General features: G+C 72.7%; 18 protein-coding genes and 1 pseudogene. 11 read left to right on the plus strand and 8 right to left on the minus strand.

Translation table 11 applies throughout. The features are described from left to right. Position 1: 1 nt before the first annotated feature. Complete coding sequence (locus FH610_RS13750; RefSeq protein WP_139574735.1) at positions 2 to 1,369, minus strand: FdrA family protein; 1,368 nt, start codon at positions 1,367 to 1,369, stop codon at positions 2 to 4. Next, on the minus strand, positions 1,366 to 2,271 hold the full coding sequence (locus FH610_RS13755) for an oxamate carbamoyltransferase subunit AllH family protein (protein WP_139574737.1): 906 nt from the start codon (positions 2,269 to 2,271) through the stop codon (positions 1,366 to 1,368). The genes FH610_RS13750 and FH610_RS13755 overlap by 4 nt, the downstream gene beginning before the upstream one ends. Positions 2,272 to 2,568: 297 nt before the next feature. Between FH610_RS13755 and FH610_RS13760 the strand changes: the two genes are divergently transcribed. The 6 genes from FH610_RS13760 (at position 2,569) to cutA (ending at position 9,899) form a co-directional block, all read left to right on the plus strand. Beyond that, positions 2,569 to 4,146 carry a PucR family transcriptional regulator gene (locus tag FH610_RS13760; protein WP_139574962.1) on the plus strand — a complete coding sequence of 526 codons (1,578 nt, stop codon included), beginning with the start codon at positions 2,569 to 2,571 and terminating at the stop codon, positions 4,144 to 4,146. Between the two features lie 227 nt (positions 4,147 to 4,373). Then, positions 4,374 to 4,601, plus strand: coding sequence for an RNA-binding S4 domain-containing protein (locus FH610_RS13765; RefSeq protein ID WP_167538717.1), 228 nt, complete (start codon positions 4,374 to 4,376; stop codon positions 4,599 to 4,601). Between the two features lie 146 nt (positions 4,602 to 4,747). Further along, positions 4,748 to 6,130 (plus strand): uracil-xanthine permease family protein, encoded by a 1,383-nt coding sequence (locus FH610_RS13770; RefSeq protein WP_139574739.1) that lies wholly within the window; start codon positions 4,748 to 4,750, stop codon positions 6,128 to 6,130. Positions 6,131 to 6,157: 27 nt separating this feature from the next. Continuing rightward, positions 6,158 to 7,033, plus strand: a complete 876-nt coding sequence (locus tag FH610_RS13775) for an FAD binding domain-containing protein (protein WP_139574741.1) — start codon at positions 6,158 to 6,160, stop codon at positions 7,031 to 7,033. Next, entirely contained in the window at positions 7,030 to 7,518 is a 489-nt protein-coding gene (locus FH610_RS13780) for a (2Fe-2S)-binding protein (RefSeq protein ID WP_139574743.1), read from the plus strand. Before FH610_RS13775 ends, FH610_RS13780 begins: the two co-directional genes overlap by 4 nt. Then, positions 7,515 to 9,899 carry an aerobic carbon-monoxide dehydrogenase large subunit gene (gene cutA / locus FH610_RS13785; protein WP_139574744.1) on the plus strand — a complete coding sequence of 795 codons (2,385 nt, stop codon included), beginning with the start codon at positions 7,515 to 7,517 and terminating at the stop codon, positions 9,897 to 9,899. The genes FH610_RS13780 and cutA overlap by 4 nt, the downstream gene beginning before the upstream one ends. Before the next feature lie 39 nt (positions 9,900 to 9,938). On the opposite strand, the gene cydB is transcribed toward cutA, so the two are convergent. Together cydB and FH610_RS13795 are read right to left on the minus strand one after the other, a co-directional pair. Next, the gene (gene cydB, locus FH610_RS13790; protein WP_139574745.1) at positions 9,939 to 10,850 is read right to left on the minus strand and encodes a cytochrome d ubiquinol oxidase subunit II; all 912 of its coding nucleotides are present in this window, start codon (positions 10,848 to 10,850) and stop codon (positions 9,939 to 9,941) included. Between the two features lie 11 nt (positions 10,851 to 10,861). Next, complete coding sequence (locus FH610_RS13795) at positions 10,862 to 12,349, minus strand: cytochrome ubiquinol oxidase subunit I (protein WP_139574746.1); 1,488 nt, start codon at positions 12,347 to 12,349, stop codon at positions 10,862 to 10,864. 422 nt (positions 12,350 to 12,771) lie between these two features. Between FH610_RS13795 and FH610_RS45635 the strand changes: the two are divergent. Next, positions 12,772 to 12,897, plus strand: a pseudogene (locus tag FH610_RS45635) (serine hydrolase); the annotation flags it as partial. 193 nt (positions 12,898 to 13,090) lie between these two features. Continuing rightward, positions 13,091 to 13,780: an SRPBCC family protein gene (locus tag FH610_RS13805; protein ID WP_139574747.1), complete on the plus strand. Its 690-nt coding sequence runs from the start codon at positions 13,091 to 13,093 to the stop codon at positions 13,778 to 13,780. Positions 13,781 to 13,922: 142 nt separating this feature from the next. On the opposite strand, the gene FH610_RS13810 is transcribed toward FH610_RS13805, so the two are convergent. The 3 genes from FH610_RS13810 to FH610_RS13820 all read right to left on the minus strand — a co-directional run bounded on the left by FH610_RS13810 (position 13,923) and on the right by FH610_RS13820 (position 17,220). After that, a complete protein-coding gene (locus tag FH610_RS13810) occupies positions 13,923 to 15,101 on the minus strand; it encodes an FAD-dependent oxidoreductase (protein ID WP_139574748.1) in 1,179 nt (392 codons plus the stop codon). Positions 15,102 to 15,239: 138 nt separating this feature from the next. Then, complete coding sequence (locus FH610_RS13815; RefSeq protein WP_139574751.1) at positions 15,240 to 15,887, minus strand: PadR family transcriptional regulator; 648 nt, start codon at positions 15,885 to 15,887, stop codon at positions 15,240 to 15,242. A gap of 106 nt (positions 15,888 to 15,993) precedes the next feature. Beyond that, a complete protein-coding gene (locus FH610_RS13820) occupies positions 15,994 to 17,220 on the minus strand; it encodes a hypothetical protein (RefSeq protein ID WP_139574753.1) in 1,227 nt (408 codons plus the stop codon). A 186-nt stretch (positions 17,221 to 17,406) separates the two neighbouring features. Between FH610_RS13820 and FH610_RS13825 the strand changes: the two genes are divergently transcribed. The 3 genes from FH610_RS13825 (at position 17,407) to FH610_RS13835 (ending at position 22,046) form a co-directional block, all read left to right on the plus strand. Further along, positions 17,407 to 18,069, plus strand: coding sequence for a DsbA family oxidoreductase (locus FH610_RS13825; protein ID WP_139574755.1), 663 nt, complete (start codon positions 17,407 to 17,409; stop codon positions 18,067 to 18,069). A 94-nt stretch (positions 18,070 to 18,163) separates the two neighbouring features. Next, positions 18,164 to 20,209: a hydantoinase/oxoprolinase family protein gene (locus tag FH610_RS13830; protein WP_139574757.1), complete on the plus strand. Its 2,046-nt coding sequence runs from the start codon at positions 18,164 to 18,166 to the stop codon at positions 20,207 to 20,209. Continuing rightward, positions 20,199 to 22,046, plus strand: coding sequence for a hydantoinase B/oxoprolinase family protein (locus FH610_RS13835; protein ID WP_139574759.1), 1,848 nt, complete (start codon positions 20,199 to 20,201; stop codon positions 22,044 to 22,046). The genes FH610_RS13830 and FH610_RS13835 overlap by 11 nt, the downstream gene beginning before the upstream one ends. Positions 22,047 to 22,059: 13 nt before the next feature. On the opposite strand, the gene FH610_RS13840 is transcribed toward FH610_RS13835, so the two are convergent. After that, positions 22,060 to 22,350, minus strand: coding sequence for a hypothetical protein (locus FH610_RS13840; RefSeq protein ID WP_139574761.1), 291 nt, complete (start codon positions 22,348 to 22,350; stop codon positions 22,060 to 22,062). Positions 22,351 to 22,394 lie beyond the last annotated feature (44 nt).

Consider the following 22,394-nt stretch of genomic DNA (forward strand, 5'->3'; position numbering starts at 1 on the left):
GTCACCCGCCCGCGAGGAGGCGGGCGTGCCGGGCGGCCGCGGCGTTGGAGGTGAAGACCGCCGCCCCGGCCTCGTTCAGCCGGGCGGCCTGGGCACGCAGCCCCTGAGGGTCGCCGTCGGTGCCGACGACGGCCACGACCACGTCCACGCCCCCGGCCACCGCGTCGCGGATCGCGGGCGCGAGCCAGGAGGACGGGTCGGGGTCGGCGCCGTGCCCGAGCACGACGTCCATCAGCACGACGCCGGAGGCGACGCCGCGCAGCGCCTCCAGGCGCAGCGCCGGGTCGATCATGGGATGGGCCCGGCCCCGCGTGTAGGCGTCGTCGCCGAAGTCGGTGAACTCGCCTGTGCCCGCGACGAGCGCCGCCTCCGCGCACAGCGTGCCGCCGGCGTAGAGCCCCCGCAGGACCGCCGCGTCCCGGCGCCCGGCCGAGGCCGGCGGCGCGGGCCAGGAGGGCCACTCGGGGACGTCGCGGCCGAGGGCTCGCAGCACCTTCTCCGCGGCGGTGGTCAGGTCGTCCTGCCCCGGCCCGAGGAGCGCGGCGACGACCGGCGTCGCCAGGTCGAGGTCCCGTACGGCACGGGCCACCTCGGGGGCGGGGGGTTTGGAGACCAGCACGATCAGCTCGGTCGCCGGGTCCTCGTCGAGCGCGCGCAGCGCCTGCACGGCCGAGCGCCCGCCCACCTCGGCGGACAGGTCCCTGCCGCCCACGCCGAGCACGTGGGACACGCCGACGCCGGCGAGGTCGAGCAGGCTCGTCACCTGCTGGGCGCCGGTCCCCGAGGCGGCCACGACGCCGACGGGCCCGGGGCGCAGGACGTTGGCGAAGCCCAGGCCGGCCCCGCCCACGACCGCGGTGCCGCAGTCGGGCCCCATCACGAGCACGCCCCTGGCCCGTGCCCGGTCCTTGAGCAGGATCTCCTGCTCCACGGGCATGTTGTCACTGAAGATCATTACCGAGAGCCCGGCCTCCACGGCGTCGAGCGCCTCGGCGAAGGCGTGCTCGCCCGGCACGCTCACCAGCGCCAGGCTCGCCTCGAAGGCCCGCGCCGCCGACCGGGTCGTACGCGGCGGCGCGTCGCCCCGCGTCCCGCTCGCCGGCGCCCGTGCGGCGAGCTGTCGCTCCAGTTCGGCGGCGGCGTCCTCCAGTTCCGCAGGAGAGTCCGCCCGGACCGCCACCAGCAGGTCGCCGGGCGTCGCGGGCGGCACCGCGAAGCCGAGATCGCGGGCGAGGCCCAGGTTGAGCTCGGTCGCCATCGCGACGACGGCGACGGCCACTCCGGGCATTGCGGTGAGCGCCCGGCTCACCCGCATCAGCGTCACGGAGTCGCGGTAGACCCCGGGGCGCACCTCGACCAGGTCGTTCACTGGCCCTCCCGATGGGCGAGGACGGCGGACAGGCCGATCTGCACGCCCCACGCCAGGTCGGCGCCCGAGGTGTGGCCGAGGCGGAGCAGGCGGTGCACGGCCGGCTCCAGCGGCTGGTGCCCGGCCACGCCGCGCAGCACGCCGGTGACCTCCGGGCTCGCCTCGCCTCTGGCGGCGCAGTGCAACAGGGTGGCAGAGATGGGTGTGGTCCGGGTGCGGGCGTCGTAGGTGACCGCCGCGGCGAGCCAGTCGGCCAGCCAGACGGCGCGCGGCACTCCCGCCGCCGCGCCGAGGTGCCGCAGCGCGACCAGCAGGCCGGCGAGCATGTCGTCGCCGCTCGGCGTCAGCCCCGGGCCGAGGCCGATCAGCCGCTCGGCCGCGGTGATGCTCTCCACCAGAGAACCGGCCCGGCAGCCGCGCTCGAGCAGCGCCGGGGCGCCGTCCGGGTCCAGCCCCGGCCGCCGGGGCGAGGCCGCGCGGGCACGGCGGAGCAGGCCGAGGGCGGGTGCGAGCCGTGTGGGGTCGGCGGGGCCGAGCGGGGGAGCGGGGTCCCACCAGCGGCGCACGCAGATCGACACGCCGCCGACCTCGACGGAGCCCTCGCCGACCCAGGCGTCGTCGCCCGCCGACACCCCGTCGAGGCGCTCCGCGAGCACCACCGCGTTGGGCAGGCGGACGGCCTCGCCCGTCACCACGGCGACGACGTGCGGCTCGGCCTCGCTCCTGATCTCCAGGTAGAGCGCGAGGGGAAAGGCCGCGAGCACCCTGGCCGGGCGGCGGGGCGCCTCGATCGCGGGCCGTACGGCCACGCTCGCGGCGCCGCTCACGTAGGCGGAGGCCGCCGGGGGGCGGGACGCGGGCGTCGTCGCCCGCCGCCCTTTCGGGCGCGTGCCAACACTCACCGGACCTCCCGAAGCCAGTCGTTGCCGACGCTAAGGCCCGGTCTCCCCCCTCCGTACGGAGAAAGATGCCAACAGTCGGCCGAATGCTTGGCTCTTCCTGACAGGACCGTGGTCGGGCACAATCGGCCTGAGACGTCCCCGGAGCGAGCCCGACGCGGTGAGCGGAGTGGTCCGCGAGGTACGAGCGGCCCGCGTAGCGAACGAGGAGGGTGAGCGACCGATGACCCGAGGACGTCGCGACCCCCGGTGACGGCATTCTCGGAGACGGCATTGCAGAACGACCCGGCCCCGCCCGCCATGCGCCTGGCGAGCACTGGAACGATCCTGCACGGCGTGTCGGTGGGCGAGGTGCTCGGGGTCTCGACGCTGGCGGACGCCCGCCTGATCGCCGGGCGGGCCGGCCTCGACCGCATCGTGCAGCGCCTCAACGTGATGGAGGTGCCCGACATCCTCGCCTGGGTGAAGCCGCACGAGCTGCTGCTCACCACGGGCTACCCGCTGCGCAACACGCCGCAGTCGCTCGACCGGCTCGTGGCCGACCTGGACGAGCGCGGCCTCGCCGCCCTGGCGATCAAGCTCGGCCGCTACCTGGACGAGCTCCCCGGGGAGATGGTCGAGCAGGCCGACCGGCTGGGCTTCCCGCTGATCCTGCTGCCCAACGACGTGGGCTTCGACGACATCCTCAACCAGGTGCTCACCGACATACTCAACCGCCAGGCGGCGATCCTCGCCCGTACGGAGGAGGCGCACCGGGCGCTCGTGCAGATCGTGCTGGCCGGGGGCGGGATGCGGGAGGTGACGGCGGAGGTGGCCGGGCTGCTGCAGGTGGCCGTGGGGGCGACCGACGCCGCCGGTCATCTCCTCGCGGCCGCCGGGGAGTCCGCGCAGGTGGCGCGGCTGCGGGAGATCAACGCGGCTCTCGCGCGGACGCCGGCGGCCCCGCCCGCGGGTGGCGACGGGCACTACGCGGCGGTGCCCGTCGTCGCGGGCGGGCACCACCACGGGAGGATCGCGGCCTACAGCGCCCACGGCACGCTGACCCCCAGCGACATCGGCATCCTGGAGCGCGCCGCGACCGTCGCGGCGCTGGTGATCACGAAGCAGGAGGCGGTCACCGCCGTCGAGAGCAAGTACCGCGCCGACTTCCTGCGCGACGTGCTCACCGGCAGGGGCGGGCTGCGGGTGGCCGAGCGCGCCCAGGCGTTCGGCTGGGACCTGGAGCGCCCGGTGAGCGTGCTGGTCGCCGAGATCGACCCGGACGCCGAGGAACGGCCGGTCCAGGACCGCATGCTGGCGGCGTGGCAGGCGTCGGTGCGCAAGCACGACCCGCGCGGCGCGGTCGCCGGCTTCTCCCACGAGGTCGTGGCGATCGTCGGGGCGGCGGCCGATCCGGCGAAGGTGGCCAGGGACGCGCTCGCCGCCGTCTCCGACGGCACGTTCTCCACCGGCCTCAGCCGGGTCGCCTCCGGCGCGGACGCCCTGCCCGGCGCGTACGGCCAGGCGCTGAAGGCCGCCAGGGTGGGCCGCCAGCTCCACGGGGCCGGCGCGGTCGCCCACTTCGACGAGCTGGGCGTCTACCGGCTGCTGTCGCTGGTGAACGACACCGACGAGCTGCACGCCTTCGTCCGCGAGACCCTGGGCCCGCTCGCGGGGGACGACGACGCGGAGAACGCCGACCTGCGCCGCACCCTGCAGGCGCTGCTGGAGACCAACCTCAACGTCGCCGAGACCGCGCGCCGCCTGCACTTCCACTACAACACCCTGCGCTACCGGATCGGCAAGCTGGAGCGCATGCTGGGCAACTTCACCGAGGACGCGCACCTGCGGCTCAACCTCACCCTCGCCCTCCACGTCCTGCGCATGAGGGGCATCTAGGTCGTGCCCCTTAGATCTCTTGCCTACTCCGGTCGCCCAGGCGGCGCCTCGCTTCGTTGTCGCCCCACCCACGAAGATTCCTCGCAAGCTCGGAATCTCCGCGGGGCCCGGGAAGGTCGCCCATAGCTCCGCTATGGGCTCCTCCTCCGCCTTGCGATGCATCCACCTGGCCGATCCTCGCTACGGCGAGATCTGCGGGACACTCCCTGACTATCTAAGCTGGCGGCGTGAACGACGCGAAGGCCCCAGCGATCACCTTCGAGCTGGACGGCGACTACATCCCGCTCTGCGATCTCCTCAAGTTCTGCCAGATCACCGACAGCGGCGGAGCGGCCAAGCACCTCGTCGCGGAGGGCCGGGTGCGCGTCGACGGACGCGTGGAGTTGCGCAAGGCCTGCAAAATCCGGGCGGGCCAGGTCGTCACCGGCGAGGGGTACACGATCCGTGTGGTGTGACGCTCCGGAGCTCGCCGGTTTGGCAGATCATGCCCATGTCTGTCGCGCACGCCAGTCCTAAAGTGCCCCAAACGGTCTAGAACGCCGCGGAGGGACGCCTGCGGGGTGGCCGCCCGGCCCACGGCCCAGTACCAAGAGGGGCGTAAATGGCTTTCAGATGGACAGTGCACGGCGACGGGAGAGGGCTGGCCCCCGGGGAGGTCGTCAAACCGGACGAGAGGCTGAGCTGGCCGCGCATGGTCGGCATCGGCGCCCAGCACGTGATCGCCATGTTCGGCGCGACCTTCGTGTTCCCCCTCGTCATGGGGCTGGACCCGAACACGGCCGTGATGATGTCGGGCGTCGCGACGATCCTGTTCCTGCTCTTCACCCAGGGGCGTATCCCCAGCTACCTGGGCACGTCGGCGTCGTTCGTCGGCGGCGTCGTGGCGGTGCGTGCGGCGTTCGGCGGCGACACCCCGGCGGCCGACCAGGTCGTGACCGGCGCGATCCTCGTCGCCGGCCTGGTGCTCGCCCTGTGCGGCGTGGCGATCCACGTGCTCGGCGTGCAGATCATCCACCGCGTCTTCCCCCCGGTCGTGACCGGCGCGGTGGTCCTGCTGATCGGCTTCGGCCTGGCGTACGTCGTGGCCGACGTGTACTGGCCGCAGGACCCGTGGATCGCGCTCATCACGATGGTCGCGACGTTCGTGTTCATCGTGCTCTTCCGCGGCTTCCTCGGCCGGATCGGCGTGCTACTCGGGCTGGTCTTCGGGTTCGTCCTGTCCTGGCTCGCCGACAAGGTCTTCGGGAACATCACCGCCTACAACGCGGGCACCGGGAAGATCGACACCCACCCCCGGGTGAGCTTCCAGGCCGTCGCCGACGCCGACTGGATCGGGCTGCCGCACTTCCACGCCCCGTCGTTCCAGGCGTCGGCCGTGCTGGTCGTGCTGCCCGCGGTGATCGCCCTGATCGCGGAGAACGTCGGCCACGTCAAGGCCGTGGGCCAGATGACCGGCGCCGACGTCGACCCCCAGATGGGCAGGGCGGTCATCGCCGACGGCGTCGGCACCGTGGTCGCCACCGCCGTCGGCGGCTCGCCCACCACGACGTACGCCGAGAACATCGGCGTCATGGCGGCCACGCGGGTCTACTCGACGGCCGCCTACTACATCGCCGCGGTCATCGCGATCCTGTTCGGCCTGTGCCCCAAGTTCGGCGCGCTGGTCGCCGCCACGCCCGGCGGCGTGCTCGGCGGCGTCACGGTCATCCTGTACGGCATGATCGGGTTGCTCGGCGCCAAGATCTGGGTGGAGAACCGGGTGGACTTCGCCGACCCGGTCAACATGGTGCCGATCGGCGCGGGGATCATCCTCGCGATCGGGCCGGTCACCCACCAGATCACCGGCGACTTCTCGCTCGCCGGGATCGCGCTCGGCACGATCGTGGTGCTCGCCGGCTATCACCTGCTCCGCGCCATCGCGGGCAGACGAGCGAAGGAGGTCACGGGTGGGGAGATCGGGCTCGAACGCGACCCGGCCGTCTGAACGGCCCGCGCCGCGGGTGCGAACGCGGTGAAGCCGCCTCCGTTCGGCTACCACGGCCCGGCCACCCTCGGCGAGGCGCTCGACGTCCTCGCCGAGGCCGGGCCCGACGGGAAGGTGCTGGCGGGCGGCCAGAGCCTGATCCCGCTGCTCAACATGCGGCTGGCCGCGCCCGCCCACATCGTCGACGTGAACCGCGTGCCCGGCCTGGACGGGATCGAGGCCGGGCCGTCCGGCGTACGCGTCGGGGCCCTGGCCCGCCACGCCGCCGTGGAGCGCTCGCCGGAGGCCGCCGCCGCGCAGCCGTTGCTGCGGCAGGCGCTGCGGCTGGTCGCCCACCCCGTGATCCGCAACCGCGGCACTGTGGTGGGCAGCCTCGTGCACGCCGACCCCGCCGCCGAGATGCCCGCCGTGCTCGCCCTGCTCGGCGGGTCCGTACGGCTGGCGAGCCGGGGCGGGGAGCGGGAGGTGCCGGCCTCGGAGTTCTTCACCGGCCCGATGGAGTCGGCGCTGCGGCCCGGTGAACTGGCCGTGTCGGCGTTCTTCCCCGCGCTGCCCCGGCGGTCGGGCACGGCCTTCCACGAGGTGGCCCGGCGGCACGGCGACTACGCGGTGGCCGGGGTGGCCGCCGCCGTCACGCTGGACGAGGACCTCCGGATCGCCGCCGCCCGCGTCGCCTGTGTGAGCGTGGGACCGGTCCCGGTGGTGGTGGACGTGACCGCCGCCTGCGGCCCGCGCCCGGCCGCCTCGGCCGGCTGGGAGGCCGCGGCGGAAGCCGTACGGGACCGGATCGATCCGGAGGGCGACATCCACGCGACGGCGGACTACCGGCGGCACCTCACCGGGGTGCTCGCCGCACGGGCGCTGCGGGACGCCGCCTCCGCGGCCCGCGGGGAGGAATCGTGAACGAGACAGGCCATCACGTGAGGCTGACGGTCAACGGGGTCGTGCGGGAGGCGACGGTGCCCGGGCGGCGGCTGCTGTCGGACTGCCTGCGCCACGACCTCGGCCTCACCGGCACCCACGTGGGCTGTGAGCACGGCGTCTGCGGCGCCTGCACGGTGCTGCTGGACGGCGAGCCGGTGCGGTCGTGCCTGACGTTCGCCGTCACGGTGGACGGCCACGAGATCACGACGGTGGAGGGGCTGGCGCGCGACGGCGAGCTGTCGCCGGTCCAGCGGGCCTTCACCGAGTGCCACGCCCTGCAGTGCGGGTTCTGCACGCCGGGGTTCCTGTGCACGGTCACCGCGTTCCTGCGGGACAACCCCGCACCGACCGAGGAGGAGGCGCTGAAGGCCGTGGCGGGCAACCTGTGCCGGTGCACCGGCTACCAGAACATCCTCAAGGCGGTCCACCGGGCAGCGGAGATCCAGGCGGAGGAGGACCGGTGACGACCAGGTTGTTCGGCGAGCCGGTCCGGCGGCGCGAGGACGCCCGGCTGATCACCGGTCAGGGGCGCTACCTCGACGACCTGGGCGGAGGCGCGCTGGCCGCCGCCTTCGTCAGGTCGCCGCACGCCCACGCGCGGATCCTCGACATCGACGTGTCGGCCGCCCTCGACGTCGAGGGCCTCGTCGCGATCTACACGTGGGAGGACCTGCCGGGCGCGCTGGCCGAGCCGCTGCCGCTGCTGATCCCGCACCCCGCGCTCACCCACGGCCGCACGGCGTACCCGCTGGCCCGGGAGATCGTCCGGCACGTCGGCGAGCCGGTCGTGATGGTCGTGGCCCGCGACCGCTACCTCGCCGAGGACGCCTGCGCCCTGATCCGGGTCGACTACGAGATCCTCAAGCCCGTCGTGGGCATCGAGGAGGCCGTGCGCGGCGTTCATCTCGTGCACGAGGACGTGCCGGGCAACATCGGCGCGCACCTCGTCCAGGAGGTGCCGGGACCGGGCGGCCTGACCGCGCGGGAGGCGATCGACGCCGCCCCGCACACGCTGGAGTTCCGCCTCGACGTCGAGCGCAGCGCGTGCACGCCCCTGGAGGGGAAGGGCGTGTACGCCCGCTGGGACGCCGACGACGGGTCGCTGCGCGTCTACTCCTCCACGCAGACGTCCACGAGCGTGCGGATGGCGATCGCGGCCAAGCTCGGGCTGCCGCTGCCCAAGGTGGAGGTCATCGCGCCCGACGTCGGCGGCGGGTTCGGCGTCAAGATCGTGCATCCGTGGCCCGAGGAGGTCCTCGTCCCATGGGCGGCCCGGCTGCTGAACCGCGAGGTGAAGTGGACCGAGGACCGGCGCGAGCACTTCGTCTCGTCGTCACACGAGCGCGGCCAGGTCCAGCACGTGCGGGCCGGGTTCGACGACGAGGGGCGCGTGCTCGGCCTCGAGGTCGAGATCCTGCACGACCACGGCGCCTACACGCCGTACGGGATCATCGTGCCGATCATCACCTCGACGCAGCTGCTCGGGCCGTACAAGGTGGGGGCCTACCGGGTCGAGTTCTCCTCGATCTACACCAACACGGTGCAGGTCACGCCCTACCGGGGCGCGGGCCGCCCGCAGGGCGTGTTCTGCATGGAGCGGACGATGGACCGCATCGCCGCCCACCTCGGCAGGGACCGCACCGCGGTCCGCGCGGCCAACTTCATCCAGCCGCACGAGTTCCCCTACGACCAGGGCATGACGTTCCAGGACGGGCGCCCGCTGATCTACGACAGCGGCGACTACCCCGAGGCGCTGCGCATGCTCAAGGAGCTGATCGGCTGGGACTCCTTCCCGGAGACGAAGGCCCGCGCGGCGGCCGAGGGACGCAGGATCGGCATCGGCGTCGGCTGCTACGTCGAGGGCACCGGCGTCGGCCCCTACGAGGGCGGGCACGTGCAGGTGACCTCCGACGGCCGGGTGCACGTCTCGACCGGCCTGACCTCCCAGGGACAGGGGCACGAGACCGTGTTCGCCCAGATCGCGGCCACCGAGCTCGGCGTGCCGATCGAGAAGGTGTCGGTCGTCACCGGCGACACCCGGCGCTTCGGGTACGCCGTGGGCACCTTCGCCTCACGGGCGGCCGTGATGAGCGGCAACGCGATCGCGCTCGCCTGCCGGAAGGTCAGGGAGAAGGCGCTGCGGATCGCGGCGGAGGCGCTGGAGGCCGACCCGCGCGACCTGGAGATCACCGACGGGATGGTCCACGTCGCCGGCGTGCCGTCGGCGTCGATCCCGCTGGCGACCGTCGCCGTGCTGTCCAACCCGCTGCGATACGCCTTCGACGAGGAGGCCAAACGGGCCACCCAGTTCGCAGGCCCCGCCTCAGACGACCGGCCGCCGGTGGCGGAGGGGGAGGAGCCGGGTCTGGAGGGCCGTGACTACTACTCGCCGGTCAGGTCCACCTTCGCCGCCGGCATGCACGCGGCGATCGTGGAGACCGACCTCGACACCGCGGAGATCAGGATCCTGCGTTACGCCGTCGTCCACGACTGCGGCAAGCTGATCAATCCGATGATCGTCGAGGGGCAGATCCACGGCGGGGTCGCCCAGGGCGTCGGCGGGGCGCTGTACGAGAAGATGGTCTACGACGAGCACGGCCAGTTGCTGAACGCCTCGTTCATGGACTTCCTGATGCCGTACGCCACGGAGGTGCCGCGCATCGAGACGGCCCACCTGGAGACGCCCTCACCGCTGAACCCGCTGGGGATCAAGGGCGCGGGGGAGGCCGGGGTCATCCCCGTCTCGGCCGTCATCGCCTCCGCGGTCGAGGACGCCGAGGGCATCACGATCGCCCGGATGCCCGTCTCCCCCTCCGACCTCCACCACCTGCGCCTGGAACGGTGACCACCGTCAGAGCGCCGGAGTACACGTCCCGTTCCTGAGTCAGGACACTTCGGCGGTGAGGCGCTTGCGGAAGACCCAGTAGGTCCAGGCCTGGTAGGCGATGACGCCGGGCAGGGCGATCAGGCCGATCCAGGTGAGGACGGTCAGCGTGTACGGCGCCGAGGCCGCCTCGGCCAGCGTGAGCCCGGGCAGGGGAGCGGTCCACAGCACGCCGAAGACGGTGGCGGTCGTCGCGGCGATCGCGGTCGCGGTCGCGGTGAAGGCCCAGCCCTCCCGGCGGCCCCACACCAGCGTCACCCCGGCCGCCAGCGCCGCGGCCGCGAGCAGGGCCGTGCCCAGCGTCCACATCGGCCCCTTGCCGGGCACGGACGGCAGCGTGGCGATCGCCACCGGCACCGCCCCGACGGCCGCGAGAAGCGCGGCGCGGCGGGCGCGGGCCCGGACCCCGCCGGTCGTCTTGAGCGCCACGAACACCGCGCCGTGCAGCACGGCCACCGACAGCGACAGGGCCCCGCCGAGCACGGTCGCCAGCGCCGTGCCGAACAGCAGGTTGCCGAAGATCGCGCCCCACAGGAACGCCGGGAGCACGCTGCCGGTGACGATCCCGGCGTCGCACAGCGCGATCTCGCGCCGGGAGTGGACCTTGCCCCGCCACTCCAGGCCCACGCCGCGCACGACCAAGCCGGCGATGACGAGGAAGACCGCCAGGTAGAAGCCGCTGAGCAGGCCGGAGTACCAGGCCGGGAAGGCGGCGAACATCGCTCCGATCGCGGTGATCAGCCACACCTCGTTGCCGTCCCAGACCGGCCCGATGGTGGCCAGCACCTGCCTGCGGTCGGCCTCCGAGCGCGACAGCAGCGGCAGCAGCGCGCCCACCCCGAAGTCGAATCCCTCCAGGACGAAGTAACCCGTCCAGAGGAACGCGATCACGATGAACCAGAAGGTCGTCATCTCGTGGCTCCTCAGTACATGAGCGTCGGCGTGAGCCGCGCCTCGTCGGGGCGGGCGGGAACGGTGCCGGCGGGCATGTTCTCGACCGGCGGCAGCTCCGGGCCCGCCTTGACGTGCCGCATGAGCAGCACGCCCTCGGCCACCGCCAGCACGCCGTACAGGACCGTGAAGATCGCCAGGGTGATCGCGACCTCGCCGAGCGAGACGCCGGGCGACACGCTGGCGGCCGTCATGAGCTCGCCCTGGACGGTCCACGGCTGACGGCCGATCTCGCTGAGCAGCCACCCCGAGATGATCGCGACGGCGGGCAGCGGGAGCGCCAGCACGCACAGGCGGGCGAACCAGCCAGGCACCGGCTTCGCCGGGCCGCCCTGCCGCCGCCGGGGCCGCCGGGTCAGCCACAGGCCGAGCGCGGACAGGCCGACCGTGGCCATGCCGAAGCCGATCATCACGCGGAACGACCAGAAGACGACCGGCAGGTTCGGGGTGTAGTCGGCCGGGCCGAAGGTCTTCTCGTACCGCGCCTGGATGTCGTCGACGCCCTGGACCGTCGCGCCGGGGTCGTGCGCGGCGAGCAGGCTGAGCAGGCCGGGCACCTCGACGCCGGGCACGATCGAGAACGGCGCTCCGGCGGTGTCGTGGCGCAGGCCTTCCGCCGCGGCGAGCTTCATCGGCTGCTGCTCGCGCAGCAACTGGCCGGACAGGTCGCCGCTGCCGGCGACGACGGCCCCCGCGATCGCCGTCATGACGAGCGCGGCGCGCAGGCTGGTCCGCCACATGTCCGGGAGGCGGCGCATCGGCGTGGTGGCGTCCCCGACGGCCGTACGGGCCGGGCGGCCGTCCTTCCGAGACCGCTCGGGCCGCAGGCCGAGCCCGCGCTCACGCAGGATGCGGTAGCCCGCGACGGCGATGACGAACCCGCCCGCCACGACGAACGAGGCGGCGACGACGTGCGGCACCTGGGCGAGGGCCGTCGAGTTGGTCAGCACCGCCCACAGGTCGGTCATCCTGGCCCTGCCGTCCACGACCTCGTAGCCGACCGGGTGCTTCATCCACGCGTTGGCCGCGAGGATGAAGTACGCCGACAGGTTGGAGCCGATGACGGCCGCCCACAGACAGGCGAGATGGATCCGCTTGGGCAGCCGGTCCCAGCCGAAGATCCACAGGCCGAGGAACGTCGACTCCAGGAAGAACGCGAGCAGCGCCTCCAGTGCCAGCGGCGCGCCGAACACGTCGCCGACGAAGGTCGAGTACTCGCTCCAGTTCATCCCGAACTGGAACTCCTGGACGATGCCGGTGACCACGCCCATGGCGAAGTTGATCAGAAAGAGCTTGCCGAAGAACTTCGTGAGCCTGAGGTAGTGCTCCTTGCCCGTCAGGTGCCAGGCGGTCTGGAGCCCGGCGACGTAGACGCCCAGCCCGATCGTCAGGGGTACGAAGAGAAAGTGGTACACGGTGGTCACCCCGAACTGCCACCGTGCCAGGTCAAGCGCGTCCATGTCTCCCTCACGCCGGAGCTCTACAGCTCGTAGTTCTATAACCAGTAGTACTACAAGCTGTAGAGCATTAGGGCTCCGCGAGGTGCGATCTTCGTCACAGCCGGGCGGTGTGCCGCCCGGACCCCGGTTCGCGGTGCCGGATCCCCGTCGCTTGCAGTACCGACGATTGCGGTCGGACCGTCCCGGTCACCAGGGACAGGGGTCCCGTCCCGCCGGGAGCGCCTCCTGGGGAGGCACGGGATCAAGAATGGACGAACGATGACAAGTGCCGCGTCCGCCGCGCGGCTGATTCACTCGTACGCCGCGCGGTTGACGGCGCGAAGGCCGGATCGGTGGACGGGTGTACGGGCCACCACACCGCGGGGCCGGGCTGGGGACTGATCACAAACACGGGGGAGGGGGACGACGCGCCGGCCTGTTACGTGGCGGGGACGGCCGGGCTGGAACCGCTCGCGCCGCCCGGCGCCCGGGCGTCCTACAGCCAGGCGGGCTACAACCTGGCCGGGCGCGTCGTGGAGAAGGTGACGAGGCTGACGTACGAGCGCGCCGGCCGCGATCGGCCTGCTCCCCGGCGGCGCCGACGAGTGCGGGCGCGGCGCGGCGTTATGGTCATGACTCCGGTAGCCGGCCGTGCCTCCGGGGCATGTGAACTCTGCACGACCGCGGCGCCGTGGCGGGGCAGATGTTGCCGTTCTCGCCGTACGGGTGATTCTCTAGGGTGCTCGGCATCGGAGGTGGCCCATGAAGGTCTCAGGCAGCGCGCTGGTCGCGGCGGAGCGCAAGCGGGTCTGGGACGCCCTCCAGGACCCCGGCGTCCTGGTTCGGACGATCCCCGGCTGCGAGCGCCTGGAGACGATCGGCGAGCACGTGTACGCGATGACGGTGACCGCGGGGGTCGCCTCGATCAAGGGCGTCTACCAGGGCGAGGTGGCGCTGCGCGACCAGGAGGAGCCGGACCGGTTCACGCTCGGCGCACGCGGCCAGGGCGCCCCCGGCACGGTCGAGGCGACCGTGGCCGTACGGCTCAGCGACGCCGGAGGCGGCACCCGGATCGACTACGACGCCGAGGCCGTCGTCGGCGGCATGATCGGCGGCGTGGGGCAGCGGATGCTCGCCTCGGTCGCCAAGAAGACCGCGGGGGAGTTCTTCTCCGCCGTCGAGCGGCACCTGCTGTCCGTCCCCGCCGGATCCGTGGAAACCGTCGTCGCCGAGGTCGCGCCGGTGGCGGCGGCCGGCGACGAGCGTGCGGCGGTGGCGGCGGCCGTGACCGGGGAGGCCGCGCCGCGGGTGTTCACGCGAGAGGTCCCGGCCGCGCCCCGCCAGGGTGTGCCGGCCTGGACGATGCTCGCGGCGTTCGGCACCGGCGCCGGGGTGGCGCTCGGCAGCGCCGTCATCGGCTGGCTCCTCGGCCGCCAAAGCCGCCGCAGGTAGGACGCGCGCCGCCCCGGGCAGGACATACGCCGCCGCGGGTGGGGCAGGCGTCGCGACCACCGACGTCCCGCGACTCCGCGGACAGGCCGGTTCCGCCGTGGCGGGACCGGCCTGTCGTGGTTCGGCTTCCGGCTGCGGGTTCCTAGGAGAGGGCGCCGACGGGCGCGTCCCAGTCGATGCGGTAGCGCTGTTCCGGGCCCACGGTCTTGTCCGGATTCAGGAACGTCTTCACCATCAGCGGCATGAGAAGCGGCACCAGCTTCTGCATGACCGGACCCGGCGTCTTGGCGCTGATGATCTTGGAGGTGCGTGCCGCGACCTTCTCCACCCGGGTGCGGCGGAGCCGCTCGTACGTGGCGAACGCCCGTGGTACGTCCTCGATGTCCCGCAGGCAGCGGGCGAGCTCGACGGCGCTCTCGATGGAGAGCGACGCGCCCTGCCCCGAGCTGTTCGACGGCGCGTGGACGGCGTCGCCGACCAGGACCATCCGATCCCGATACCAGTGCGGGACGCTGGGCATGATGTAGAGGGCCCCCGTCACCTGCATCGATGTCACCGGGGTGTGACGGAGCAGATCCCCGCCGGGCACGTCCTCGCCGTACTTCTCACACAGGATGCGCATCCACTCCTCGCGCGGCACCTCGCGGGCCTGGGTGAGGGACAGGGGGCGGTGGTAGGGCAGGTTGACGCCCCAGGTGGTGCCGCCCGCGGCGTTCAGCCAGTAGAGGTAGTAGCCGCGCCTGCCGAAGGCGAAGACCGTCGTCTCCGGGTCTTCGGGCACCTCGTGCGAGGACACGCCTTCCAGGCCGAGCATCCCGGTCCACTTCGGGCCGGGCGCGTCCGGGTCGATGAGCCGGCGAACGGTGGAGTGGACGCCGTCGGCGCCGACCAGGACGTCGAACCGGGCCCGGCTGCCGTCCTCGAAGACCGCTGTGGTGCCCTCGACCCCGGTGAGCCGTCTGCCGTACTCGATGTTGACGCCCTGCTTCACGGCCTCGTCGTGCAGCGCCCGGTAGAGGTCGGCGCGCCGGACCGCGTGCAGCGGTCCGACCTGGGACAGGCTGGGCAGCTCCAGGCGCGTGCGACTGCCGAGCGTCATCACCGAGCGTGTGCTGGGCTGCGCGGCCGCCCGCACCGCGTCGGCCGCACCGACGATCTCCAGTGCCGCCATGCCGTTGGGGGCGAGGACGAGCGATCCGCCGACGCCGTCGGCGCTGGTGGGGTACGCCTCGTAGACGGTGGCGTCGATGCCCGCCTTACGCAGCGCCAGCGCGGTGACCGGGCCGGCGATGCCGCCGCCGATGATCGCGACGTTCTTCATTTCTCCTCCTGTCGATTGACGTGCTCGCCGAACCGTCATGGGAGGAGACCCGTTATTCTCGATTCGTTGCATCTTCGGGCCACCGCATGCCGGTTCGAAGGTTCTCCTGGTGGCGGTGTTGCAGCACCGCCACCAGGGCTAAATGTCGGTGATGTTCTTTTCCGCGAGTTCCTTCATCTCGGCCGGCAGTCCGCCGGCCTCGTGGAAGGCCCGCCACTCCGGCAGGCCGGGGAAGGTGCCCGCGGTCAGCTCGTCGAGCAGGGCGCCGATCCAGCCCTCTTCCGCCTTGAGTATCGCCAGGTCGTACTCCGTCTCGATGAGGAAAAGACGCGGCACCTGCGCGCTGTCACGTTCGTAGAGCTCCTCCAGCCCGGCGATCCCCTTCCTGATCGCCGCGAGCCGGTCGGTGAGCAGCCCGGCCACGTCGTCCGGGGGGAGCACCGCCATGACCGACAGGCCGGCGCGAAACCACGGGAACTCCGTGTGGGGGACGCGGAGCAGCTCCCGGGTCCAGTCGACCAGCTCCTCCCGGCCCGCCTCGGTGATCCGGTAGACGGTCCGCTCGGGGCGGCGCCCCTGGCGACCGCTCTCCAGTTCCTGGATCAGCCCATGCTTGGCCAGGTTGCCGACGACCGTGTAGAGAGACCCCCACTTGATCCCCATGTCGTGCTCTTTGTTCCAGCCGCGCAGGGCCGCCGCCATCTCGTAGGGATGCATCGGCCGATGCGCGAGCGCGGAGAGCACCGCCAACGCCAGCAGGTTCGCCACCTTGCGCCGCTTCGCCATCGACGATCACCCTCCTGCTCGCTTACTCGCATACGAATATACGGCTGCGAGTCCACTGGCCGCAAGACCGGGGGCCCCGGCGTACGCCGCGGGCGGGCCGGGCGGATCAGGCGGCGGCGCGGTAGACGGTCGCTCTGCGAACCCCGCCGCCCTTGCAGGAGGAACGGGTCCCGACCGCCCACAGCGCCGGCGTCCCGGGCCGGGAGGCCAGGGCCGTGACGTCACCTCCCTCGCACTTGCCGTCCTCCAGGCGCTGGCGCAGGGTGATGCGGCCGTGCCGGTCCATGTGGAGGAGCCGGACGCCCCACTGCGCCTCGATCCACGCGCCGTGCCTCCCGTCGTCCACGATCTCGGTGAGACCCGTCCCGTCGAGCTCCTCGTCGCGGATGACGTCCATGGACCACTCGCGGCCGTTCCAGTGGCCGATCAGCCATTGTGCGAGCTCCTCGTCGCCGGTGTCGTTGAAGACGCCCCCGACCGCCCACACGTCCCTCGTGCCGCGTGCGAGGACGTCCCAGAAGAGCGCGCTCAACCCCTCCACCAACGGCAGGCGGGGAAGGGCCACACTGGTCCAGGCGCGGCCGTTCCACCTCGCCGCGGCGGGCTGACGGGTGGCCGTGTCCCGGCCCACCGCCCACACATCAGAGGGGGTGCGCCCGTCGATCGACTCGGCCCGGATCGGCACGTGCGTGTCCGTCCAGCGGCCGTCGGGCCGCCGGCGCTCGACGACGGTGGCGCTCGTCTGGCCGGCGTCGCCCTTCCGCGCCAGGAACCACACCTCCGGGCCGATCGCCCGTGCCCGGGTGATGCCGAGGCCGCCGCCGAGATCGGTGACCCGCCAGGATCGGCCGTCCCACCGTGCGGCAGAGGATCGGGACATGTCCGGCGCATAATCGGGGGCGCCGGTGAAGACCCACAGGTGATCCTGCTGGTCCACCACCACGGCGCGCCCGGGGCCCTCCACACCGGTCAGCGGCACCCGCTTCCAGCCGCGTACGGTGAACCGTCCCACCCATGCCTCGTTGTCGGCGCCCGCGCCGACGGCCCAGGCGCTCCCGTCCGCTCGCATCGCCACGCCGGTGAACGTCAAAAGTTCCGCCTCCGGTAGGACGCGCACCGGCCGCCATGGTCCCGCCATGGTGGGGGCGGGCAGGAGCGGGGACGCCGGCCGGGCGGCCGGCTGTCCGGGCGTGGGCGTACGCCGGGCCGGCGACTGCGGCCGAGGGGTGTCCGACGACGCGTGCACCGTACGGCGCCTCTCTCCGGGTCCGGCGCACGACGCGACCAGGACGGCCGAGAGCAGGGCGACAAGGAGTTTCCCGCGGGGTGACATGCGCCACAGCGAACTAGACGCACCGGCCCCGCCGCAACCGGTCGGCGCGGGCCTGCCTCCGGTCCTGGTGCGGGCCGAGAAATGCCGCGCCCGGCCGGTTGACGTGAGGCTGTGGCCGCCCCTGCCGCTCCCGGGAAACGCCGCCGGCGGGGAATCGGCCGCCGGAGGCGCTGGTTGGGACATGTCGTGAAAGTCGAGATCTTCTCCGATGTCGTGTGTCCCTGGTGCTACATCGGTCACCACCGTCTCCGGGAGGCCGTGCGCCTCTACGAGGGGGACGTCGAGGTCGCCCATCGTCCGTTCCAGCTCGACCCGGACGGAGTCTCCGGCGGTGAGCCGCTGCTGCGCGCGCTGGAGCGCAAGTTCGGCGGCGCCGCCCGGGTGGCGCAGATGACCGGCCACGTCACGGGCGTGGCGGCGCAGGACGGGCTGGAGCTCCATTTCGACCGGGCGGTCGCCGCCAACACGTTCGAGGCGCACCGGCTGATCCGGCTGGCCGGCCGCGCGGGGCGCGACGCGGACATGGCCGACAGGCTCTTCCGGGCGCACTTCACCGACGGCCTCGACGTCGGCGACCCCGCCACGCTGGCCGCCCTGGCCGCCGAGGCGGGAGTCGAAGACAGGGGCGAGGGGGCGGACGAGGTGCGCGCGGAGCTGGCCCGCGCCCGTGCGCTCGGCGTCCGCGCCGTCCCGCTGTTCCTGTTCGAGGAGAAGTTCGCCGTCTCGGGCGCGCAGCCCGTCGAGACGCTCGTGGCCGCCCTGCGGGAGGTCGAGGCGCGTACGGCCGAGGAGAGGGCCGTACGCGTGCTGGCCGGCGAGGACTGCGACGACGGCACCTGCGCGGTGTGAGTCACCCGTCCGGGCAGGGTCTGACGACAGGACGGCGATTCTTCGGCAGAGTGCGCCGGTTCTTCCGATCGGCGGCGATCGGTAGACACGGAGCATGTCCAGCGTCCGCATCGGGGTCGACACAGGCGGCACCTTCACCGACGTCGTGCTCGTCGACGAGGAGTCCGGCCAGATCGTCACGACCAAGACTCCCTCGACTCCTGCCAACCCGGCCGACGGGTTCATGGCAGGCGTTCACAAGGTGCTCGAGGCCCACGCGGGGTCCCGCGCCCTCGATGCCGTGTCCGCCCTCGTCCACGGCACCACCGTCGCCACCAACCAGTTGCTGGAGGACCGCCCGGACGGCACGTCTCACCTGGGCTTCGTCACCACGGAGGGCTTCGAGTCCGTCCTGGAGATCGCCCGGCAGAGCGTGCCGGACGGGTACGGCAACTCCTACTTCTGGGTCAAGCCGCCGCGGATCGTGCCCGTCCACCGGGTGCGCACCGTCGGGGGACGGCTCGACCACCTCGGCCGTGAGGTCCGGCCGTTCGACGAGGAGCAGGCCGCGGACGTCGCGCGGTGGTTCAGGGAGCGGGGCGTCACCGCGATCGGGGTGTGCTTCCTGCACTCCTACGCCGACCCCGGGCACGAACGGCGGATGCGCGAGGTGCTGGAGCGCGAGCACCCCGAGGCGGTCGTGTCGCTGTCGAGCGACGTGCTGCGGGAGTACCGGGAGTACGAGCGGTCGGTGACCACGCTGGTGGACGCGGCGGTCAAGCCGATCATGCGGCGATACATCGAGAACCTGTCGGAGCGGCTCGGCCGGCCGTTCTCCGTCATGAAGAGCAACGGCGGCGTGCTGTCGGCGGCCGAGGTGGTGCACCAGCCGATCACGACCGTGCTGTCCGGCCCGGCCGCGGGGGCGCTCGGCGCGGCGCTGATCGCGAGGACCGCCGGGCACCCGAGCGCCATCACCCTCGACGGCGGCGGCACCTCGACCGACGTGGCCGTCGTGGTGGACGGAGAGCCGTCGCTGACGACCGAAGGCAGCATCGGCCGCTACCCGTGCAAGATCCCGATGATCGACATCGTCACGGTCGGGGCGGGCGGCGGATCCATCGCCTGGATCTCCCCCGAGGGGACGCTGAAGGTCGGCCCGAGGTCGGCGGGCGCGGACCCCGGGCCGATCTGCTACGGCAGGGGCGGCACCGAGGTGACGGTGACCGACGCGCACGTCTTCCTTGGGCGGGTGCCTCCGCATCTGCTCGGCGGCGAGATCTCCCTCGACGTCGCCGCCGCTCGGGCGGGCGTCGAGGCGCTGGCGGGCCGTCTGGGGCTGACCCCGGAACGCTGCGCCACCGGGATCCTGGAGATCAGCGCGTTCAACCAGTCGAACGCGATCAGGCAGATCACGGTCCAGCGCGGCCTCGACGTGCGGGACTTCCCGATGGTCGCCTTCGGCGGCTCCGGGCCGCTGCTGGCCTGCCGCCTCATCGACATCCTCGGGCTGCGGGCCGCGATCGTCCCGCCCGACCCCGGGAACGTGTCCGCGTTCGGCCTGCTCACGGTCGACGTGAAGAACGACTACGTGCGCACGCACGTCGCCCGCGACCCCTCCCCGGATGCGCTCGGCGAGATCCTCGCCGACCTGGAGGCCCAGGCGGCGGCCGCGCTCGACCGCGAGGGGTTCGCCGAGCACGTGTACGCGCGCAGCGCCGACCTGCGTTACTACGGCCAGGCGTACGAGGTGCGGGTGCCGGCCCCCGACGGCCCGGTGGACGAGGCGTGGCTCGCCGTGATCGCCGAGCGGTTCCACGCCGAGCACGAGAGGCTCTACGGGTACGGCTACCGCGACGACCCCCGCCACGCCGTCGAATGGGTCAACCTCCGGGTGTCCGGCATCGGCCCGATCAACCGGCCCAAGATCGCGCGCAGGCCCCGTCAGGAGGACGAGCCGAGCCCGGTCGCGACCCGCGACGTGTACTACGACCAGTGGGGCCGCACCGTGATCTACCGCCGGGCCGACCTCGGCGCGGGAGCCGCGGTGCGCGGCCCGGCCGTGATCGAGGAGTACGGCTCGACCCTGCCGGTGCACCCCGGCTTCACGGCGACCATGGACGACTACGGCAACCTCGTGGTGGTGAGCGATGACCGATAGGAACGTCGACCCCGTGCTCGTGGAGATCGTGGAGGGCACGCTCGCCTCCGTGGAGATGGAGGTGGAGACCGCGATCGCCCGCACCGCCCGCTCGCCGATGATCCGCGACGCCCACGACTTCCGCGCGGGCATCCACGACGCGCGGCTGCGCAAGCTGACCGGGCGCTCCTATTCGGCGCTGGTGCAGCCGATCGTCCGCGACTTCCCGATCGGCACCATGCGGCCCGGCGACGTCTTCTTCCACAACGACGTCTACCTCTCGGAGGGCGGCATCGGCCACCTGCCCGACCTGTGCGTGACGGTGCCGGTCTTCCACGGGGGCGACGTCGTCGCGTTCGTCCAGGCGTTCGGCCACCACGACGACATCGGCGGCGCGGTGCCGGGATCGATGCCGTCGCACGCGCGCAGCGCGTTCGAGGAGGGCCTGATGGTCCCGCCCATCAAGCTCTGGGACCAGGGCGTGCCCAACCGCGCCGCGCTCACCATCATGACGCGCAACTCCCGGATGCCCGATTCGCTGGCGGGGGACCTCGACGCGGAGTGCTCGGCCTGCCTCATGGGCGCCCGGCGGCTCGGCGAGCTGTTCGACCGGTACGGCCGGGAGGCGGTCGAGGCGTGCTTCGACGCGATCATCGACAAGACGACCGAGACGTTCCGCCGCGAACTGCTCGCGAAGATCCCTGAAGGTGTGCACATCTGGGAGGACTACGCCGAGCACGACGGCGTGGACGAGCCGCGCCTGCACACCCAGCGGATCACTCTCACCGTCGACCACGCGGCGGACACCCCGCTGACCATCGACTTCACCGGCACCTCGCCTCAGGCCAAGGGACCGATCAACCACGCCGGCGACTACGCCGACGGCGTCTTCCTGAAGAAGTGGCTGGCGCCGATCCTGCGCAACCTCGCCGACACGCCCGAGCGGATGGCCGAGCTCGACGTCAACGAGGGCGTCGTGCCGCTGATCAGGATGGTCTTCCCGGAGAAGGGCACCCTGCTGACGCCGATCTTCCCCGCGCCCACCAACGCCCGTACGTTCGTGATCCTGCGCCTGCTCGGCGTGCTGGCGGGCGTGCTCGCCAAGGCGACCGGCGGCCGCATGCCCGCCGACCAGGAGACCATCCGCTACACCGGCGTGTACGGCGAGTCGGACGACGGGCCCTACCTCATGCGCGAGGTGCTCGGCGGCGGCTCGGGCGGGCGCTGGTACGCCGACGGGGAGGACACCATCCACGTGGTGCCCGACAGCCGCAACATCCCGGTGGAGTTCGCCGAGGCACGCTGGCCGTTCCGGGTCGAGCGGCTGGGCCTGGCCGTGGACAGCGGCGGGCCGGGGGAGTTCCGCGGCGGCCTCGGCTACGACAAGCACATCCGCATGCTGCGGGACGCCTCCTTCATGTCGATCGCCGACCGCTCGATCCTGTCGTGCTGGGGCGTCAACGGCGGCCGGGCGGGCCGTCCCTTCCAGGTCACGGTGGACGGCGTGGAGATGGAGGGCCTGGTCGACGACTTCCCCGTACGCGCCGGGCAGGTCATCCGCATCCGCACGACCGGCGGAGGCGGCTGGGGCTCGCCCTACGACCGGCCGGCGGAGAGGGTGGCCGCCGACGTCCGCGACGGGAAGGTGTCGCCCGAGGGCGCGCGCGAGGACTACGGCGTCGTGCTGTCCGTCTCACACGAGGCCGGAGCCGTCGACGAGGTCGTCATGGACGTGGAGGCGACCGAGCGCCTGCGGGAGCGGCTGCGCGAGACGCGTCCCGCCGCCTTCTTCGACCGCGGCCCGGGGTACCCCAAACTCTCCGGCGGCCTCCCGCATGCGGAGGTGGACACCGTCTGACGTGCCGCCGGCCTCAGCCGCTCATCGCGGCGGAACGGGAGACCTTGGCGGGTGTGGTGCGCAGCTCCGCCTCGAGTTCGGCGATCACGTGCTGAACGGCGCTCCTCATCCGTGCCCGGCGGCCGTTGAGCTCTTCGGCGAAGGCGCGAGCCGCCGGGCCCACCCACACCGGTTCACCGCCGAACTGGGCGCAGGCCCGGTCCAGGGCCGTCTCCAGGACGTGAACGTGCTCCCGAACCGTCTCGAGCGCGGCCCGCAGGTCGTCGTACTTCGGATTCGGCACCAGGTCGTCGTCCGTGGGCACGTTTCGGGCTCCCGTTTACAGCGGCAGAAAAGACAGGTGGTCGT

Source organism: Microbispora catharanthi (assembly GCF_006334915.2).
Classification (GTDB): Bacteria; Actinomycetota; Actinomycetes; order Streptosporangiales; family Streptosporangiaceae; genus Microbispora; species Microbispora catharanthi.

What these genes read in the sequence shown, in the direction of transcription:
- FH610_RS13815 (WP_139574751.1), bottom strand. Translation starts at nt 15,887, where the DNA reads ATGGCGAAGCGGCGCAAGGTGGCGAACCTGCTGGCGTTGGCGGTGCTC.
- FH610_RS13835 (WP_139574759.1), top strand. Translation starts at nt 20,199, where the DNA reads ATGACCGATAGGAACGTCGACCCCGTGCTCGTGGAGATCGTGGAGGGC.
- FH610_RS13795 (WP_139574746.1), bottom strand. Translation starts at nt 12,349, where the DNA reads ATGGACGCGCTTGACCTGGCACGGTGGCAGTTCGGGGTGACCACCGTG.
- cydB (WP_139574745.1), bottom strand. Translation starts at nt 10,850, where the DNA reads ATGACGACCTTCTGGTTCATCGTGATCGCGTTCCTCTGGACGGGTTAC.
- FH610_RS13760 (WP_139574962.1), top strand. Translation starts at nt 2,569, where the DNA reads ATGCGCCTGGCGAGCACTGGAACGATCCTGCACGGCGTGTCGGTGGGC.
- FH610_RS13820 (WP_139574753.1), bottom strand. Translation starts at nt 17,220, where the DNA reads ATGTCACCCCGCGGGAAACTCCTTGTCGCCCTGCTCTCGGCCGTCCTG.
- FH610_RS13805 (WP_139574747.1), top strand. Translation starts at nt 13,091, where the DNA reads ATGAAGGTCTCAGGCAGCGCGCTGGTCGCGGCGGAGCGCAAGCGGGTC.
- FH610_RS13830 (WP_139574757.1), top strand. Translation starts at nt 18,164, where the DNA reads ATGTCCAGCGTCCGCATCGGGGTCGACACAGGCGGCACCTTCACCGAC.
- FH610_RS13770 (WP_139574739.1), top strand. Translation starts at nt 4,748, where the DNA reads ATGGCTTTCAGATGGACAGTGCACGGCGACGGGAGAGGGCTGGCCCCC.
- FH610_RS13810 (WP_139574748.1), bottom strand. Translation starts at nt 15,101, where the DNA reads ATGAAGAACGTCGCGATCATCGGCGGCGGCATCGCCGGCCCGGTCACC.